This window comes from Lentzea xinjiangensis (assembly GCF_900110955.1).
GTDB classification, from domain to species: domain Bacteria; phylum Actinomycetota; class Actinomycetes; order Mycobacteriales; family Pseudonocardiaceae; genus Lentzea; species Lentzea xinjiangensis.
This window is the reverse complement of the sequence record NZ_FOFR01000025.1, coordinates 23,075-39,447: the sequence shown is the minus strand read 5'-3', so window position 1 is coordinate 39,447 and position 16,373 is coordinate 23,075. Positions and strand designations below refer to the sequence as shown.

Genomic DNA, 16,373 nt, shown 5'->3' with positions numbered 1-16,373 from the left:
CACTCAACACGGCATCTCTGACGCGACTCAGCAACAGCGCGTGTTGTTCGGGGTCGTGGGCCACTGAATCCATCCACGGCTTGCAACGAGCATGCAACGTTCGGCTGCCTACTTTCTCATTTTCCCCAGCCCAGTCGTCCAGCGGGCCGTAGAACAGCGGGAGTCGAGAATGACGCAGTACGCGGCACCGGGGCAGCCCGGCAGCGCGGTCGCGTACCGGCCGAGGTACGACCACTTCATCGGCGGCGACCACGTGGCGCCCGTGTCCGGTGAGTACGTCGAGAACGTCACGCCGGTCACCGGCGAGGTGTTCACCGAGGTCGCCCGCGGCACCGACGCCGACCGCGCACGTGCCCTGCACGCGGCCAGCGGTGCCGCACGGGCGTGGGGGACCACCACGGCACAAGAGCGCGCCACGGTCCTGGTCGAGGTCGCGGACCGGGTGGAGGAGCACGCCACCGAGCTCGCGGTCGCCGAGACCTGGGACAACGGCAAGCCCGTGCGCGAGGCCCTGGTCGTCGACGTGCCGATGCTGATCGAGCAGTTCCGCCAGTTCGCGGCGGTGATCCGCGCCGAGGTGGGCCAGGTCGAGCAGCTCGGCGACGACACCTGCGACTACCGCTCGTTCCAGCCGCTCGGCGTGGTCCACGAACGCCTGTCGTGGACGTCCCCGCTGGTGAACGCGGGCCGCGTGCTCGCTCCCGCGCTCGCCGCCGGCAACGCCGTCGTGCTGGAACCCGCCCTGCAGACGCCGGCCTCCATCCACGTGCTGATGGACGTGATCGCCGATCTGCTGCCACCCGGTGTGGTGAACGTGGTCACCGGATCCGCCGACCACCCGGTCGTGTCCGGTCGATGCCCGAACATCTTCTTCTCCGACGTCACCGCCCAGCGCGACAGCTTCCTGGACAAGGCGCTGGAGGGCTTCGCGATGTTCGCGGCCAACCAGGGCGAGATCTCCACGGCCCCGTCGCGCGCGCTGATCCAGACGGCCGTCTACGAGCAGTTGCTGCACCTCGCGACGGTGCGCACGCAAGAGCTCCGGCTGGGCGACCCGCTCGACACCGACACGATGGTCGGCGCTGTCGTCTCCCTCGCGCAACGCGATCGAGTGCTCGCCTACATCGAGCGCGGCAAGGCCGAGGGCGCGCGGCTGGTGACCGGTGGCGAGGCCTCCGGCCACTACGTCCAGCCCACGATCTTCGAAGGCGACCACCGTTCGTCGGTGTTCGCGGGCGACGTGCTCGGCCCGGTCGTGTCGGTGACGAGGTTCGACGACCGCGACGACGCGGTGAAGATCGCGAACGAGGCCACCGCCCAGCTCGGCGCCGGCATCTGGTGCCGCGACATCGCGCTCGCGCACACCCTGGGCCACGAGCTGCGCGCCGAGCGGGTGTGGGTCAACAACTACCACGCGTACTCGGCGAACACCGCCGTGCTCGCCGAGTACCGTCGCGTGAAGCACCTGCTGGTCAGCTACTCCCACCGCGGGCGGGGTCACTTCTGACCTGCCAGGGCACCTGCGGGCTCCGGTGGAAGCGGACGCCCCGGACCTCCCAGCGCGGGCCCTGCGCGCCCAGCGCCCGCTTGAACCGGTCCCAGTCGTGGGCGGACTCCGGCGCCCAGCCGAGCTCCGCCGCCACGGCGAGGCGCGGGAACGCCAGGTGCTCGACCTCGGCGGAGGTGCGGACGGTCTCCGTCCACAGCGGAGCCTCGACGCCCCGGACGTCCGCCTCGGTCACGCCCGCCAGGTGGGTGCCGGGGTTCCAGTCGTAGGCGTCCCGCACCTCGACGTGCCCGGCCCAGTCGAGGCCGAGCTCGGTGTTCTCGTCGTACTTCATGTCGAGGTAGACGCGGTTGGCCGGGGACATCAGCACCTCGCTGCCCCGCCGGGCCGCCGCCGCCACGGTCGCGTCGGACGTCGTGGTGTTCCAGAACTGCGGGATCGCCGCGGAGTCCTCGGTGGTCTTGATGAACTCGTGCCAGCCGATGACCCTCTTGCCGTGCTTCGCCACGATCGGCAGCACCCGGCTCATGAACGTCTCGTAGTCCGCGTCGGACGTCGACAGCGCCTCGTCGCCGCCGATGTGGAGGTACGGGCCCGGCGTGAGCGCGGCGACCTCCCGGATCACGTCCTCGACGAACTCGTAGGTGACGTCCTCGTCGATGCACAGGGAGGAGAAGCCGACCTCCGTGCCGGTGTAGAGCGGGCGTTTCTGGCCGTCGCGGTTCAGCTCGGCGTAGCTCGCCCGGGCGGCGTTGGTGTGGCCCGGCATGTCGAGCTCGGGGATGAGGGTGATGCCGCGGGTCTGCGCGTAGGTGACCAGGTCGGTGTACTCGTCCTGGGTGTAGAAGAGGTCGCCCGTGCGGCCACCGACCTCGGTGCTGCCGCCGATCCTCGTGAGGTCCGGCCAGCTCTTGATCTCCAGGCGCCAGCCCTGGTCGTCGGTCAGGTGGAGGTGGAAGTAGTTGATCTTGAACGCGGCGATCTGGTCGAGGTAGCGCTTGACCTGGTCCGTGGTGAAGAAGTGCCGGGCGACGTCGAGCATCGCGCCGCGGTGGCGGTAGCGCGGGTGGTCGAGGATGCCGGCGCCCGGGATGGTCCAGGAGACCTCCTGCTCCGTCCTGGCTTCCGCTTCCGGCGGGAGGAGCTGGCGCAGGGTGGCCACCGCGTTGAAGTGGCCTGCTGTGGTGGCTGCTCGGATCGTCACCTCGGAGTCGGTGATGTCCAGGTGGTAGCCCTCCTGGCCGGTTTTCCGGGCTGGGTCCGGGTGGAGGGTTATGGCTGCCGGGCCCGGCGGTGGCTCTGTGGTGATCGGGAGGCGGTAGCCGGTTGAGGGGCGGAGGACCTCTGCCAGCAGTTCAGCGGGGATGCGGGCTGATTCGGTGGTGATGTGGATTTCGGTTTCTGGGGTGAGGGTGAAGGTCGTGCCGGGTTTTGGGTGTAGTTGTGCTGGGTGGGGGACTAGTTCGTGCAGGCGGGTGGCTGGGTCTTGAGGTGTGGTCACCTGGTGCTCCTGTGCGGTCCTTGGAGCTTTTAGGTATAGACCAATTTGGTTCGTTGGCGCTGGGTTGCGTTGGACGGCTTGCTGTTGCGTGCGTGTCCGGGGGTGTGGCGTGGTCCCGGCACGAGTCGCACCAGAGGCAGCCACACCTGGGGAGGAGGGTCAAGTCGACGAAAAGCGTGTCCACCTGGCCCTTCCTCCCCGGGCGCGGCAAAAGCTCCGGCACGACTCGTGACGGGACCACGCCACCCGCCTCGTGTGGGAAAGACGGCTCGCCTTCGGCCTCGCCGCTTGCCTTCGGCTTCGCGGGGGTTGTGGGGTGGGGTGGGCTCGACGGAGGAGCCCGGGTTAGAGGTGTTCCTTGCCCAGCTTGTGCCACAGGGCCGGGAGTTCTGCCTCCGTCTTGTGCGCCAGCTCCACCTCTTTGCCGTACAGCACGCCGAAGGTGAAGCCGTTCTCGTCGCCCCTGCCCAGTTCGAACAGGACCGGGCGGGCCACCACCGAGTCCTGGTGCTCGCCCAGGAGGGTTTGGACGTCCTTGGCTCGCTGGCGCAAGGCCGTGGCGTGTTTGCCCAGGGCCGGTTCGGCCACTTCGGACGAGTAGCGCAGGCGCTTGGCCGCCTTGCGGGCCTCGTGCAGGGGCTCGTCGCTGTCGCCGGTGGCCAGGGCGGTCTGCACTCGCTCGTCCAGGCGGCGGCGGGCCTTCTCCACCAGGCGCGGGAGGACGTCCTTCGCCTTGCCGGAGGCCTGTTTCGTGAACGGGGGGTTGGTCAGCAGGGCGTCGATGTCGTTCAGGAGGGTGAAGTAGCGCTTGCTGTCCAGCGCCGCCACGGAGTCGTTGTGCGCCTTGGCTTCCAGCGGGGCGAAGTACCGCGTCATCCGGGCTGCCACGTCGCCCAGGACCAGTTCCGGGGGGAGGGCGTGCAGGGCGTCTTCGAAGCGCATGCGGAGGACTTCGAGGTCGCGGGACGTGCCGAGGACGGAGGCCAGCCACTTCAGCTCGTCGGTCAGGGAGCGGGTGGCCTCGCGGTCGACGATCTTGCCGAAGGCCTGGAGGGCCGAGCGCATGCGGCGGGTGGCCACGCGCATCTGGTGGATGGCGTCGTCCTCGTTGCGGCGGACTCGGGGGTCCTGGTTCTGCAGGGCCGCTCGCTGTTCGTGGAGGTAGGCGAGGACCACTTCGCCCGCGGTCGACTTCTTGCTCACGGCGGGGACGGCGTCTCGCTTGACGCCGATCACCTGGGAGAGCTTCGACGACGACTTCGACGGGTGGATGCCCGCCTCGCCGAGGTGGTGCTCGACGGTGTCGAGGAGCTTGCGGTCGCCGCGCTCGCCCAGTTCCACCTCGATCTCGCGCCAGGAGGAGGTCGTGGTCGAGGAGCCCATGGTCTGGGCGGTGACCACGTCGTCGACCACCTCGGCGAGCATGTCGCCGTCGCCGTTGGAGAGCTGCCAGCGGCGGCGGTTGGTCCTGATCTCGGCCACCGGGGCGAGGTCCTGGCCCCGGGTGTGGGCGCGGACCAGCGAGGAGAGGTCCTCGGGCGGGGTCTTCACGGCTCGGCCCAGCGGCACGCGGACCTCCTGGCGGGAGTCCTCGCCCGCGGGGAGCTTGAGGTGCCAGCCCTCGTCCTCGCCGCCCACCCGGCGGCGCAGCGTCACGCCGGCGCGGGCCAGCCGGTAGTCGCCGGTGTCGAAGTACGTCGCTTCGAGGTCGAACTCTTCCGGGCCGGTCGCCACGCCGGTGATCTCCGTGAGGTCCGGCAGACTCGCGTCCGATGGTGCCTCGTACTTGCGTTCGGTCTCAGTAACAGAGGTCGCCATTTACTAGTAATACCTCGTTTCTCCGCAGTTCACCCACTGTGACGGTGCGTGAAGGTGGTTGCCTCGGCCGGGCGGAACCCGTCCTCGAACGCGTGTACCGGCCGGGTACCCGCTTTGCCGGGGTCCCAGCGTCCGGTTCGCTGGTCGGGTGCCCACGGAGAAGGAACGGCTCGACGTGGTCGAGCCGCAGGTCGCCACCCTGATCAGTCACGTCGGTCAGCTCTCGGCGGAGCTCGAACGCGTCACCGCGCGGTTGACGGTGCTGCAACGGCGGCTGTCCGGGGCGGGCGACGGTCCGCTCGCCGACCTCGACGCGGTCACCGGGGACATCGCGCCGCTGGTCGAGGCGTTGCGCCGGGCGTGGGACGCGGAGCAGGAGGTCCTCGCCGATCCCGCGCGGGTCGAGCTGAGGCAGCAGGTGCTCGAGTACGACGGGCTCAAGGCCCGCCGCGACGAAGCCCGGTCCAGGTTGGACGGTGGGCGGGTGCCCCGGTTCGAGCGGGACGCGCTCTCGCACGAGGTCCGCCAGGTGGAGTGGCTGATCCACGCGAACGAGGCCAGTGCGAAGCGGGCGGCCGAGCGGCTCGCGGCCGACGAGGACGCCGCGGGGGAGCAGTGGCGCACCGAGGCCGTGCTCGCCGGCGACAAGGCTCGCGGCGAGATCAAGGACGCGGCCGCGCGGCGGATCTCCGCGGCGCTCGCGCAGTACGCGCGCATGCCCGTGTGGTTCCGGGTCGGGCTGGGGGAGATCCCCACGCCGGACCCGTCGTTCTGGCTCGAGTCGGCCATCGCCGTGCTCGCCTACCGGCTGGAGTACGGCGTCACGGACGCGGTCTCGCCCCTCGGCGCGCCGCCGTCGGCGTCGTCGGGCTGCCAGAACTGGGTCCGCCGCACGAACGTCCACGCCGACATCACCGACCGGCTCACGACGCTGGCCGCCACGTTCCACCTGCAGTAGCCTTGCTGCAACCGTGCGGTTGCAGGAGGTGGTGATGGACCGGATCGAGCGCGAGGTGCTGGGCACCGCGTCGCGGGAGCGGGTCCGGGCCGCGCCGGCCTCGGCCGGGCACGGCACGGGGCGTGCGATCATCGAGGAGGCCGAGCCCGGGTTCACGCGGCTCGGCCTGCCGCCCGGCGAGCAGGAGCGCCACGCGTCCGGCGACGCCGCCGGCCGGGCCTGCGAACCGGACGAGCTGCGGGAGTACCTGGAGAAGTGAGCCGAGCCAGTACTGATGTCGTCGGCGACGTGCTGGCCGCGCTCGCGGACCCGATGCGCCGGCGGGTGCTCGACCTCGTCGCGGCCAGGGGACCGGTGTCGGCGTCGGCGCTCGCGACCGAGCTGCCGGTGAGCCGGCAGGCGATCGTGAAGCACCTGGCCGTGCTCGAGAAGGCCGGGCTGGTGGCGTCCGAACGGGCCGGCCGGGAGAACAACTTCTCCGTGCGGTCCGGCGCGCTCGACGCCACCGCCACCTGGATGGCGTCCCTCGCCTCGCAGTGGGACCGGCGGCTGGCGGCGATCAAGAAGATCGCCGAGGGGTAGCGCCGGGCCGGGTCAGCGCCGCGGCACGAGGGTGCCGCCGACCATGGTGGCCAGCACGGGGATCTCCGCGATCGCGTCGCTCGTGCGCGGGTCGTCGCCGAGCACCACGAGATCTGCGAGCTTGCCGGGAGTGAGGCTGCCCAGCACGTGCTCCTTGCGGCACGCGTAGGCGCTGCCGAGCGTGTACGCGCGGATCGCCTCCTCGACGCTGATCGCCTCGTCCGGCCCGACCGCCCGGCCGCCGGAGGACCGGCGCCGCACCATGAACTCGATGGCGCGCAACGGTGCTCCGTCCGCGACCGGCCGGTCCGAGCTGCCCGCGACGGTGATGCCGTGGTCGAGGAACGACCGCCCGCGGTACATCCAGGGCGCCCGGTGCGGGCCCATGATCTCGCTGTAGTCGTCGCCGTTGGCGAAGAGGAACGTCGGCTGGACGACCGGGACCAGGCCGAGCGCGGCGATCCGGTCGAGCTGGTCCGGCCGGACGAGTCCGCAGTGCTCGATCCGGTGCCGGGCATCGGATCGCGGCCGTTGCCGGTGCGCCTCCGCCACCGCGTCCAGGGTGAAGTCGATCGCCCGGTCGCCGATGGCGTGGATCGCGAGCTGCCAGCCGGCGCGGTGCCCGTCGACGATCGCCGCCCGCATGAACTCCTCGGTGTCCGCCAGCTGACCCGTGTTGGCGGTCCCGGCGTACGGCTCGGACAACGCGGCCGTGCGCGCGATCATGCCGCCGTCGGTCCACAGCTTCATGGCTCCCAACGACAGCATGTCGTCGCCGAACCCGGTGTGCAGGCCGAGGTCGATCGCCCGCGGGATGCCGTCGCCCGGTTCGGCGTCGACGGGGTGCAGCACGTGCGCGGACACCATGAGCTGCACGCGGATCGGGAGCCGGGCGCGCTGGTACGCGGCGGCTTCCAGCGGGCTGCTCGCGATGAGGCCGGCGCCGATGCCCGCCTCCGCGCACATCGTCACGCCCTCGGCCAGCGCCTGCCGCGCGCTCTCGTGCAGGTCGGTGATGATCTCGTCGATCGGGTGCGGCAGCCGCAACGACCGGGCGGCGAGCTGCTCGTTCTCGGTGAGCCAGCCGTCGCTGGTGATGCCGGGGAGCTGCCTGAGCACCGCGGAGTTCACCACGCAGGCGTGGCCGGAGAGGTCCGCGAGGTAGAGGGGCCGGTCCCCGGTGACCGGGTCGAGGTCGGCGGCGGTGAGCGGCCGGTCCAAGATCCGCCGGTCGTAGCCGGAGGCCTCGATCCAGCCCTCGCCGGGGGCGCCCGCGAGGCGGTCGAGCACCTCGGCGACGGTGGTCAGCCCGGTCACGTCGACGGTCCGCCGCTGCCGGCCGGCCCAGGCGAGGTGGGTGTGGGCGTCGATGAAACCGGGCAGCACCACGGCGTTGCCCAGGTCGGTGGTCTCGGCGGCGGGCAGGTCCGCGACCTGCTCGTCCAGCCCGGCGATGCGGCCCTGCCAGATGCCGATCGTGTGCGCGGCGGGGCGTGCCGGGTCCATCGTGATGGCCCGGCAGCCCGTCAGCTTCAGGTCGAGTTTCACGCGGTCGCGAGGACCGGCACGGGAGTGTTGGTCAGCACGGAAGCCAGGATCTCACCCGAGCGCACCGCGACGTTGGACAACAGCGACGACGTGATGCCGTGCGAGTGCTCGGTGCCGCCCTGGAGGTAGATGCCGCCGCGCAGCGACGTCTGGAGGCGGTAGTCGCGGCCCACGACCAGCCGGCCCGCGTCGTCACGCGCACAGGCCGCGTCGAGCGAACCGAGGGCCGGCGCGGCCTCGTCGTAGCCGGTCGCGAGCAGCACGAGGTCGGCGTCGAGGAACTCCTGCTCACCCGTGACGAGCGACTGGACCACCGCGCGGGCACCGCCGGAGGACTCCTCGACCGCGACGAGCCTGGTCAGGTTCATCATCCTCAGCCGCTCGGCGCCCAGCACCTTCTCCCGGTACGCGGTGCGGTAGAGCTGCGCGATGAGGTCGACGTCGACCACCGAGTAGTTGGTGTTGCGGTGGTACGCCATCAGTTGCTGCTTCACGGCGTCCGGCGCGTCGTAGTAGTGGTCGACGGCCTCGGGGTCGAAGATCCGGTTCGCGAACGAGCTGTCGTCGGCGGGGCTGTAGCCGTAGCGGGAGAAGACCGAGCACACCTCGGCGCCGGGGAACTCGCGGTGCAGGTACGCCACGGCCTCCGCGGCGCTCTGGCCCGCGCCCACGACGACGCACCGCTTGGGGTTCTCCAGCTCGCCGACGCGGTGCAGGAACTGGCTGTTGTGCCAGACGCGGTCCGACAGCGCGATGCCCTCGGGCACGGCCGGGCGCAGTCCGGTGGCGAAGACGAGGTTGCGGGCGTGGTACACGTCACCAGTGGCCGTTGTCACCTCGAAGAGGTCGTCCTGGATCGCTTCCACGCCAACGGCTTCGGTGTTGTAGACGACCAGGTCGTCCACCTGCGCCGCCGCCCACTCGAAGTAGTCGTGGAACTCGGCGCGCAGCGGGAACAGGTTCTTGTGGTTGACGAAGTCGACGAGCCGGCCGCGGTCCTTGAGGTAGCACAGGAACGAGAAGCCGCTGGCCGGGTTCCTCATGGTCACCAGGTCCTTGAGGAACGAGACCTGCATGGTGGCGTCGTCGAGCAACATGCCCCGATGCCAGCCGAACGTCTGCTGACGTTCCAGGAACACCGCGGTGACGGGGGTTTCGGCCCGCTCGTTGTGCTCGGTCAGAGCGATGGCGAGCGCCAGGTTCGAGGGACCGAACCCGATGCCGACGATGTCGTAGATCGGATGCATGAGCACTTAACTTAGGGAAGCCTAAGCTTCCTTGGCAAGCCATCAGTTAGGTTAGCCTGACCGTATCGCACCGGAGTGAAGGAGGACACCCCCGATGAGGGTCGTCATGTTCGGGTTCCAGACCTGGGGTCACCGGACCCTGCAGGCACTTTTGGCGTCCGAGCACGAGGTCGTCCTGGTGGTGACGCACCCCCGGGGTGAGGGCGCGTACGAGAAGATCTGGAGCGATTCGGTCGAGGACCTGGCACGGGAGAACGGCGTCGAGGTCGTCATCCGCGAACGCCCGGAGGACCAGGAGCTCCTCGACAAGCTCAAAGCCGTCGATCCGGACGTCATCGTCGCCTGCAACTGGCGCACCTGGATCCCGCCGCAGGTCTTCACGCTGCCCAAGCACGGCACGTTGAACGTGCACGACTCGCTCCTGCCGAAGTACGCGGGTTTCTCGCCGTTGATCTGGGCGCTCATCAACGACGAGAAGGAAGTCGGCGTGACGGCGCACATGATGGACGACACGCTCGACGCGGGCGACATCGTGCTGCAGCGCTCGGTCCCGGTCGGCCCGCGCGACACGACCGCCGTCCTGTTCGAGAAGACCCTGGAGCTCTTCGGCCCGATCACCGTCGACGGCCTGGCCGAGATCGCCTCGGGCCGCACCGACTTCGTGAAGCAGGACCGCTCGCAGGCCTCCTTCTTCCACAAGCGCGCCGAGGAGGACCTGCGCATCGACTTCACCTGGACCGCCGAGGAGCTGGACCGCCTGGTGCGCGCGCAGTGCGCGCCGTACCCGAGCGCGTTCTGCTTCCACCGCGGCCAGCGCCTGGAGATCATCGAGGCGGACGTCTCCGAGGCCGTGTACGGCGGCACCCCCGGCCGGATCTTCTACCGCGAGGGGGACGGCGTGGCGGTCGTCGCCGGTGCCGAGGCCCGGCGCGGACGCAGCAAGGCGTTGCTGGTCAAGAAGGTCCGCACCGCCGACGGCACCGAGCTCGAGGCGCACGAGTACTTCAAGACCATGGGCGGGTACCTGACCTCGCGCCCGTGACCGGAAGGCCGGTCACGGGCCGGGTGATCGGCTCGTGACCGGCATGGTCGATCATTGGCGCATGAATCGCGCCGCGGTGACCTCCCTGGTCGTCTTCGTGCTGCTGGTGGCACTGGGCTGGTACCTGGCGGAACTCCAGTCCTCGCAGGACAACCCGCCGTCGACGCCCGTGCCGTCCGGTGCCGCGCCGACCGGCTCGGCCGATCTCGCCGCGCTGCCGATCGCGCCCGAGGGCAAGATGGCGGGCTACAGCCGCGACCGGTTCCCGCACTGGTCCTCGCAGGGGAACTCCTGCGACACCAGGGAGGTCGTGCTGCAGCGCCAGGGCGCCGACGTCCGGTCGGACCAGGAGTGCAAGGCGGTCTCCGGCACCTGGAACAGCGTCTACGACAACGTGGTGGTCAAGGACGCGGGTGACGTCGACATCGACCACATGGTGCCGCTGGCCGAGGCTTGGCGGTCCGGCGCGGACAAGTGGACCGACGACCAGCGCAAGGCGTTCGCCAACGACCTCAGCGGCGTCCAGCTGCTCGCCGTGACCGCGAAGTCCAACCGCGCCAAGGGTGATCAGGACCCGGCGAAGTGGAAGCCGCCGGCCCAGGCCTACTGGTGCACCTACGCCCGGTACTGGATCTCGGTGAAGATCACCTACCGGCTGACCGCGGACCAGGCCGAGCACGACGCGCTGGGCGCGATGCTCAAGGCCTGCTAGGAACACCGAGGTGCTCGTCCTCGTCCGGTGCCGGACGACACGGCCCGACCCCCAGACGGGCCGCGTCGTCCCGTGCCCTACACAGCGCGCACGGACTCGAACAGGCCCGACAACTTCCAGTGCGTCACGTACCCCATGGCCTCGGCCGCGATCAGCACGTCCAGCTTTCCGAGGTTCGTCCGCGCCGGCATCTGGTAGGCCTTGCCACGCCGCACGTCGAGCACCATCGGCGTGGCGCCCGGCAACGTGTCGGAGATGGTGTGCTGCAGGATGCGCAGCCCGACGTTCGCCGCCTCCCTGGTCAGCGGCACCTCCTTGGCGTGCACGAGGACCGCGTAGGTGGATCCGTCCTTCTTGCGCAGCCCCAGGTGCGGGCGGACCTTCAGCGTCAGCTCGCCCGCGCGGTAGGTGGCGGGTTCCACGGGCACCCCGGTCGCCTTGACCGACGCGAGCCAGGGCAGGAAGCCGGCGGCGATCTCCTCGAACGCCCGCGGCTGGCCCGTGCGGTTGGCGTTCATGATGGCCTTCTTGAGCTCGGTCTCCGGTTCGGTCGAGTTGACCGCTCGTCGCATGGCGTCGCGGATCGGGTTGTAGAACCCGCACACCTTGGGATCGGAGGTCAGGTACATCCCCCGCTGTTCCGACACGATGTTGATGCGTCCACGCTGGCCGCTCATGACGTACTCGGTGAACGACAGTGCGGTGACGCTGACGTTGTTGTCCGGCAACGCTTTCTCCCCTCGTACCGCTCTCTTCACCTGACGTTAGCCGAGGGGTCTGACAAAAACGGCGCTACGCCGAACGGCGCAGTGATTACTCAGCGTCAAGCTGTCACTCGATCGAGTGGCACCCAGAGTTGCGACGTGGGCCTCAATCTGTAAGCGGACGGTGACGAACCGGCGGCCGATCACGAGGTCGACCGTTCGTCTGCCGTTCGCCGACGCCCACCCAACGCTCACCGCACGACAAGCGGGAGTAACACTCCGTAGAAGATCAACTCAGCAGAATGACGTCCGGCAGGAGGAAGCACGGCGAGGGAGCGCGATGGCTGTCCAGGCGGAGCGTTCACCCGGTAGAGCGGGTGACGTGGAGGTCCCGCAGCCGCGGCGGTGGGGCGGGTGGCCGGTCCACCCCGGCCGCTGGCCGCACGCGGCTCAGGTGACGGTCATCCTCGTGCTGATCGCCCTGCTGCTGTGGGCCATCGCCGTCACGCTGGGGCCGGACCAGGCGTTCATCGTCGGCTCCGCGGGCGTCGCGGCCAAGCTCATCTGCATGTACCTCGACACCCGCGTCCGGAACTAACGCCCGTAGCGCTCCGCCGCCCGCGCCTTGGCCTTCGCCGCCTCGACCTCGCGGTCCTTCGGTGGCGCGGTGGTCACCAGCGCGTCGAGCAGTTCCTGCGTCGCCGCCGCGACCGCCGCCACGGCCCGGTCGAACGCCGCCTGGTTCGCCGCCGACGGTTTCGCGGCCCCGCTCACCTTCCGCACGTACTGCAGCGCGGCGGCTTGGACCTCGTCGGACGTCGCGGGCGGTGCGAAGTTGTGGAGCACCCGGATGTTTCGGCACATGCCCCCACTATGGCCTGTTCGGCGGCGCCGCGCGGGTGTGCAGGCGTTCTCCCTGCTTGCCGAACAGGCTGATGATCTCGGCCGGCCGGCCGTCCGCGCTGCCCAGGGCGTGCGGCTGGCGGCAGTCGAACTCCGCCACCTCGCCCGCGCGCAGCACGACCTCCTTGTCGCCGAGCCGCAGCCGGATCCGCCCGCTCAGCACGTAGAACCACTCGTAGCCCTCGTGCACCTGCGGCTCGTGCAGGTCCGTCGCCGTGATGACCATCTTCCACGCCTGCAGCGGACCGATCGACCTGGTCAGCGGGATGCCGATCCGGCCGTGGGTGAGCTCGCGCGGTTTCATCGTGACGCGCGGGTCGCCCACCTCGGGCGCGCCCACCAGGTCGTCGAGCGTCACCTGGTAGGTCCGCGACAAGGGCAGCAGCAGCTCGAGCGTCGGCTTGCGCTGGTCGGTCTCCAGTCGCGACAGCGTCGACTTCGAGATGCCGGTCAGCTCGGACAAGGTCGCCAGCGTCAAGTCGTGCTCGGCGCGCAGCGCGGCGAGCCGTTGCCCCACGGTTGTTGCCATAACAGCAACATACTTTGCCAAAATCGGGCTGTCGAACGCAGAGTCGTGGCATGAACTACGAAGTGGTGATCATCGGTGGTGGAGCGGCCGGGCTGAGCGCGGCGCTGATGCTGACCAGGGCGCGCCGAAGCGTGCTCGTGGTCGACAGCGCGGAGCCGCGCAACAAGCCGGCCGCGCACATGCACAACTACCTCTCCCGCGACGGGTTCTCGCCGCTGGAACTGCTCAAGCACGGTCGCGCCGAGGTCGAGGGCTACGGCGGCGAGATCGTGCACGACGTGGTCCGGGACGTGACGAGGACCGGCGACGGCTTCGAGGTCCGGCTGAGCGACCGCGCCGTCACGGCGGAGCGCCTGCTGTTCGCGACAGGCCTGGTCGACGAGCTGCCGGAGCTGCTGCGCGACCGCTGGGGCCGGGACGTCTTCGGCTGCCCGTACTGCCACGGCTACGAGGTCCGCGACCAGAAGATCGCCGTGTTCGGCGAAGAGACGAAGGTCGCGCTCCTGCGGCAGTGGTCGGCCGACGTCACCCACGTCCCGTCGGTGGACGGCATCGAGGTCCAGGACGACCGGCTGGTCGCGGTGATCTCCGGCGCCGAGCGCATCCCGGCCGACGCGCTCGTGTACTCGGCGCCGGTGAAGCCGCGCGACGAGTTCCTGCTCGCGTTGGGTGCCGAGACCGAGGAAACCCCGGCCGGCAGGTTCGTGCGCACGGACGCGAAGGGCCGCACGAGCGTGCCCGGCGTCTACGCGGCGGGCAACGTCACGGACCCGGCGGCCATCGTGATCGTCGCCGCCGCGCAGGGCGCCCAAGCGGCCGGGATGATCAACGTGGACCTGCTGGGCCTGGCCGGCTGAGCGGGCGGGCGGTGGCCGGTCAGGTCCGCTCGGCCGGTGCCGGCTCGCCGGAGTCGGCCGGCAGGCCGATCCGGAACACCGAGCCCCGGCCGAGCGCGCTGGTCACCGACACCGTGCCGCCGTGCGCCTCCACCAGGTGCCGGGTGATGGCGAGCCCGAGCCCGCTACCGCCCGTGCGGCGGCTGCGGGACTTGTCCGCGCGCCAGAACCTGTCGAACACGTGCGGCAGGTCCTCCGGCGCGATGCCGGTGCCGGTGTCGCGCACCTCCAGCACGGCGGTGTCCCGCTCCTGGAAGAGGCGCACGACGACCTCGCCGTCCGGCGGGGTGTAGCGGACGGCGTTCGCGACGAGGTTGCCGAGGGCCTGGCGCAGCCGCACCGGATCCGCGGTGACGTGCACCGGCGTGGTCTCCGCGCGCAGCAGCACCTCGCGGTTCCGCTGCGCGTTGACGACCTGGTCGACCACGTCGTCGAGCGCGATCGGCTCCGGGTGCAGCCGCAACGTGCCCGCGTCGGCCTGCGCGAGGTCGTGCAGGTCGTCCACGAGCCGTTGCAGCAGCAGGGACTCCTCCAGCAGCAGGCCGATCAGGTGCGGGTCCGGCTCCGCCAGGCCGTCCTGCGTCGCCTCCAGCCAGCCGGTGATGGTGCCCAGCGGGGTGCGCAGCTCGTGCGCGACGTCGCTGACCATGGCCTGCCGCTGCCGTTCGGTCTCGGCGAGCTTCTCGGACATCGCGTTGAACGACCGCGCCAGCTCGCCGATCTCGCCGGCGCCGCCGTCCACGCGCGCCGTCCGGTCGCCCTCCGCGGTGCGTTTCGTGGCGGCGGTGAGCGCTCGGATCGGACGCACGAGCTGGGTCGCGGTCAGCCACGACGCGAACCCGGCGAGCGCGAGGATCCCCAGTGCCACCAGTGTGATCCGGGTGGCGCCGGTGGTCGACAGGTCGATCGGCACCGGCTCCCCGCCGGTCGGTGAGGTGAGGAACAGCTGCGCGGGCTCCGCGACGAACGGCCGCAACTGCTCGCGGCGCGCGCTGTCCATGCACGCCACCGCTTCCGGCGAGCCGTCGCGGATGATCGTGACCTCCCAGTCGATCCTCATCGGGCCCAGCGCCCTGTCGAAGGGCCGCGTGTCCGCTCCTCGGCGCTCGAGGCACTCGGTGAACAGCCGCTGCAACTGCCCGTACGCCGCCTTCTCCGTCGCGGTGATCGTGTACAGCCGGTCGCCGACCTGGCACTCCTCCCAGATCGAGAACTCACCGGGCCTGAGGTCGGCGAGCCGCGGCCTGCCGTTCGGCGCCTCGACGAGCTCGATCATGCCGTTGCACTCGCGGAGCTGCTCGGCGTAGGCGTGCAGCGTGCGGTACTCCTCGTCGGTGAGCTTGAAGGGGCCGACGGCCCTGGGGTCGATCTTCCCGTTGACGTTCAACGGGTCGATCACCGCCCGCGGGGTGACGGGCAGCTCCGGCGCGTTCTCGTCGCCGGTGTCGGCCAGCTTCCTGCCGTCGCGGTCGGTCAGCGCGATGCGGCGGCCGAACCGCTGCGCGATTCCGTCCACTTCGGACTTCGCGTCCGCCCAGCTCCGGTGCGTGGCGGCGTACTCCAGCAGCTCGTCGACGAGCTGCGCGTCCGTTTCGAGCGCCTCGCCCTGCTCCTGCCGGATCGTGCCGGTCGTCGCCTGGCTGGCGAGCCACGCCGTGACGGCGATCGAGCAGGCCGCGATCACCAGTGAGAACAGGAAGAACCGGACCAGCAGGCTGTTCATGTGAGCTTGTACCCGATGCCGTAGACGGTGAGCAGCCGTTCCGGCCGGCGCGGATCCCGCTCGATCTTGCGGCGCAGCTTCATCATGTGCACGTCGACCGTGCGCGCGGTGATGAACCCGTCCTCCAGCAGTTGCTCGCGCGTGAACACCCGGTGCGGCTGCGCGGCCATCTTCGCCAGCAGGCGGAACTCCGCGGGGGTGAGGCTGACCGGTTCGTCGCGGACGCGCACCTCGTGCCGGATCGGGTCCACGACGAGGTCGCCGACCTTGAGCACCGCGGCGCCGGTCTCGCGCGCGCGTCCGGTGCGCCGCAGGATCGTCCGCACCCGCGCGACCATCTGCCGCGGCCGGAACGGTTTGGTGATGTAGTCGTCCGCGCCCAGGTCGAACCCGAGCAGCACGTCGTCCTCAGTGGACCGCGCGGTGAGCAGCACGATCGGCACGTCCGACTCGGCCCTGACCGCGCGCATCACGTCGATGCCGTCCACCAGCGGCATCATCACGTCCAGCACGAGCAGGTCCGGGTCGCGGCGCCGCGTCTCGTCGATCGCCGCCCGTCCGTCGTGGACGACCACCACGGAGTGCCCGTCGTGCTCCAGGTACCGGCGCACGAGCTCCGCCTGGTGGACGTTGTCCTCGGCGACGAGGATGTGGGCGCACACGAACGCAGTATGCAGGCCTTCACGACAGTCAAGCGGGATGT

At 70.4% G+C, this 16,373-nt stretch carries 17 protein-coding genes; 8 read left to right on the top strand and 9 right to left on the bottom strand.

What is annotated here, in order from left to right; genetic code table 11:
- Nucleotides 1-169 precede the first annotated feature (169 nt).
- A complete protein-coding gene (locus BMW88_RS35230; RefSeq protein ID WP_089959597.1) occupies nt 170-1,507 on the top strand; it encodes an aldehyde dehydrogenase family protein in 1,338 nt (445 codons plus the stop codon).
- Here the strand turns inward: BMW88_RS35230 and BMW88_RS35225 are convergent.
- Both BMW88_RS35225 and BMW88_RS35220 read right to left on the bottom strand, forming a co-directional pair.
- Nucleotides 1,473-3,008, bottom strand: coding sequence for a beta-N-acetylhexosaminidase (locus BMW88_RS35225; RefSeq protein ID WP_245778274.1), 1,536 nt, complete (start codon nt 3,006-3,008; stop codon nt 1,473-1,475). The genes BMW88_RS35230 and BMW88_RS35225 overlap by 35 nt on opposite strands.
- Nucleotides 3,009-3,353: 345 nt before the next feature.
- On the bottom strand, nt 3,354-4,826 hold the full coding sequence (locus tag BMW88_RS35220; protein ID WP_089959593.1) for a CYTH and CHAD domain-containing protein: 1,473 nt from the start codon (nt 4,824-4,826) through the stop codon (nt 3,354-3,356).
- Between the two features lie 148 nt (nt 4,827-4,974).
- Between BMW88_RS35220 and BMW88_RS35215 the strand changes: the two genes are divergently transcribed.
- The 3 genes from BMW88_RS35215 to BMW88_RS35205 are packed head-to-tail and all read left to right on the top strand — an operon-like array spanning nt 4,975 to nt 6,366.
- Nucleotides 4,975-5,784 carry a hypothetical protein gene (locus BMW88_RS35215; RefSeq protein WP_089959588.1) on the top strand — a complete coding sequence of 270 codons (810 nt, stop codon included), beginning with the start codon at nt 4,975-4,977 and terminating at the stop codon, nt 5,782-5,784.
- Nucleotides 5,785-5,797: 13 nt separating this feature from the next.
- A complete protein-coding gene (locus BMW88_RS35210; RefSeq protein WP_089959586.1) occupies nt 5,798-6,043 on the top strand; it encodes a hypothetical protein in 246 nt (81 codons plus the stop codon).
- The gene (locus tag BMW88_RS35205) at nt 6,040-6,366 is read left to right on the top strand and encodes an ArsR/SmtB family transcription factor (RefSeq protein ID WP_245778273.1); all 327 of its coding nucleotides are present in this window, start codon (nt 6,040-6,042) and stop codon (nt 6,364-6,366) included. The genes BMW88_RS35210 and BMW88_RS35205 overlap by 4 nt, the downstream gene beginning before the upstream one ends.
- Before the next feature lie 12 nt (nt 6,367-6,378).
- Here BMW88_RS35205 and BMW88_RS35200 read toward each other — a convergent pair whose 3' ends face one another.
- The gene (locus BMW88_RS35200) at nt 6,379-7,914 is read right to left on the bottom strand and encodes an amidohydrolase (protein ID WP_218148325.1); all 1,536 of its coding nucleotides are present in this window, start codon (nt 7,912-7,914) and stop codon (nt 6,379-6,381) included.
- Nucleotides 7,911-9,161: a lysine N(6)-hydroxylase/L-ornithine N(5)-oxygenase family protein gene (locus BMW88_RS35195; protein WP_089959583.1), complete on the bottom strand. Its 1,251-nt coding sequence runs from the start codon at nt 9,159-9,161 to the stop codon at nt 7,911-7,913. Before BMW88_RS35195 ends, BMW88_RS35200 begins: the two co-directional genes overlap by 4 nt.
- 94 nt (nt 9,162-9,255) lie before the next feature.
- Here BMW88_RS35195 and BMW88_RS35190 point away from each other — a divergent pair, with 94 nt between their 5' ends.
- Nucleotides 9,256-10,203, top strand: coding sequence for a methionyl-tRNA formyltransferase (locus BMW88_RS35190; RefSeq protein ID WP_089959580.1), 948 nt, complete (start codon nt 9,256-9,258; stop codon nt 10,201-10,203).
- 61 nt (nt 10,204-10,264) lie between these two features.
- Entirely contained in the window at nt 10,265-10,915 is a 651-nt protein-coding gene (locus tag BMW88_RS35185; protein WP_089959579.1) for an HNH endonuclease family protein, read from the top strand.
- Nucleotides 10,916-10,992: 77 nt separating this feature from the next.
- On the opposite strand, the gene BMW88_RS35180 is transcribed toward BMW88_RS35185, so the two are convergent.
- Nucleotides 10,993-11,643, bottom strand: coding sequence for a hypothetical protein (locus BMW88_RS35180; RefSeq protein WP_245778272.1), 651 nt, complete (start codon nt 11,641-11,643; stop codon nt 10,993-10,995).
- Between the two features lie 358 nt (nt 11,644-12,001).
- On the opposite strand from BMW88_RS35180, the gene BMW88_RS35175 reads away from it, so the two are divergent.
- Nucleotides 12,002-12,217 carry a hypothetical protein gene (locus BMW88_RS35175; protein ID WP_089959575.1) on the top strand — a complete coding sequence of 72 codons (216 nt, stop codon included), beginning with the start codon at nt 12,002-12,004 and terminating at the stop codon, nt 12,215-12,217.
- Here the strand turns inward: BMW88_RS35175 and BMW88_RS35170 are convergent.
- Together BMW88_RS35170 and BMW88_RS35165 are read right to left on the bottom strand one after the other, a co-directional pair.
- On the bottom strand, nt 12,214-12,483 hold the full coding sequence (locus tag BMW88_RS35170; RefSeq protein WP_089959572.1) for a DUF2277 domain-containing protein: 270 nt from the start codon (nt 12,481-12,483) through the stop codon (nt 12,214-12,216). The two genes, BMW88_RS35175 and BMW88_RS35170, sit on opposite strands and share 4 nt — an antisense overlap.
- Before the next feature lie 7 nt (nt 12,484-12,490).
- Complete coding sequence (locus BMW88_RS35165; protein ID WP_089959569.1) at nt 12,491-13,051, bottom strand: helix-turn-helix domain-containing protein; 561 nt, start codon at nt 13,049-13,051, stop codon at nt 12,491-12,493.
- 50 nt (nt 13,052-13,101) lie between these two features.
- Here BMW88_RS35165 and BMW88_RS35160 point away from each other — a divergent pair, with 50 nt between their 5' ends.
- Entirely contained in the window at nt 13,102-13,908 is an 807-nt protein-coding gene (locus BMW88_RS35160; RefSeq protein ID WP_089959565.1) for an NAD(P)/FAD-dependent oxidoreductase, read from the top strand.
- A gap of 19 nt (nt 13,909-13,927) precedes the next feature.
- On the opposite strand, the gene BMW88_RS35155 is transcribed toward BMW88_RS35160, so the two are convergent.
- Nucleotides 13,928-15,670: a sensor histidine kinase gene (locus BMW88_RS35155; protein WP_089959563.1), complete on the bottom strand. Its 1,743-nt coding sequence runs from the start codon at nt 15,668-15,670 to the stop codon at nt 13,928-13,930.
- Nucleotides 15,667-16,332, bottom strand: coding sequence for a response regulator transcription factor (locus BMW88_RS35150; protein WP_089959561.1), 666 nt, complete (start codon nt 16,330-16,332; stop codon nt 15,667-15,669). Before BMW88_RS35150 ends, BMW88_RS35155 begins: the two co-directional genes overlap by 4 nt.
- Nucleotides 16,333-16,373: the final 41 nt, after the last annotated feature.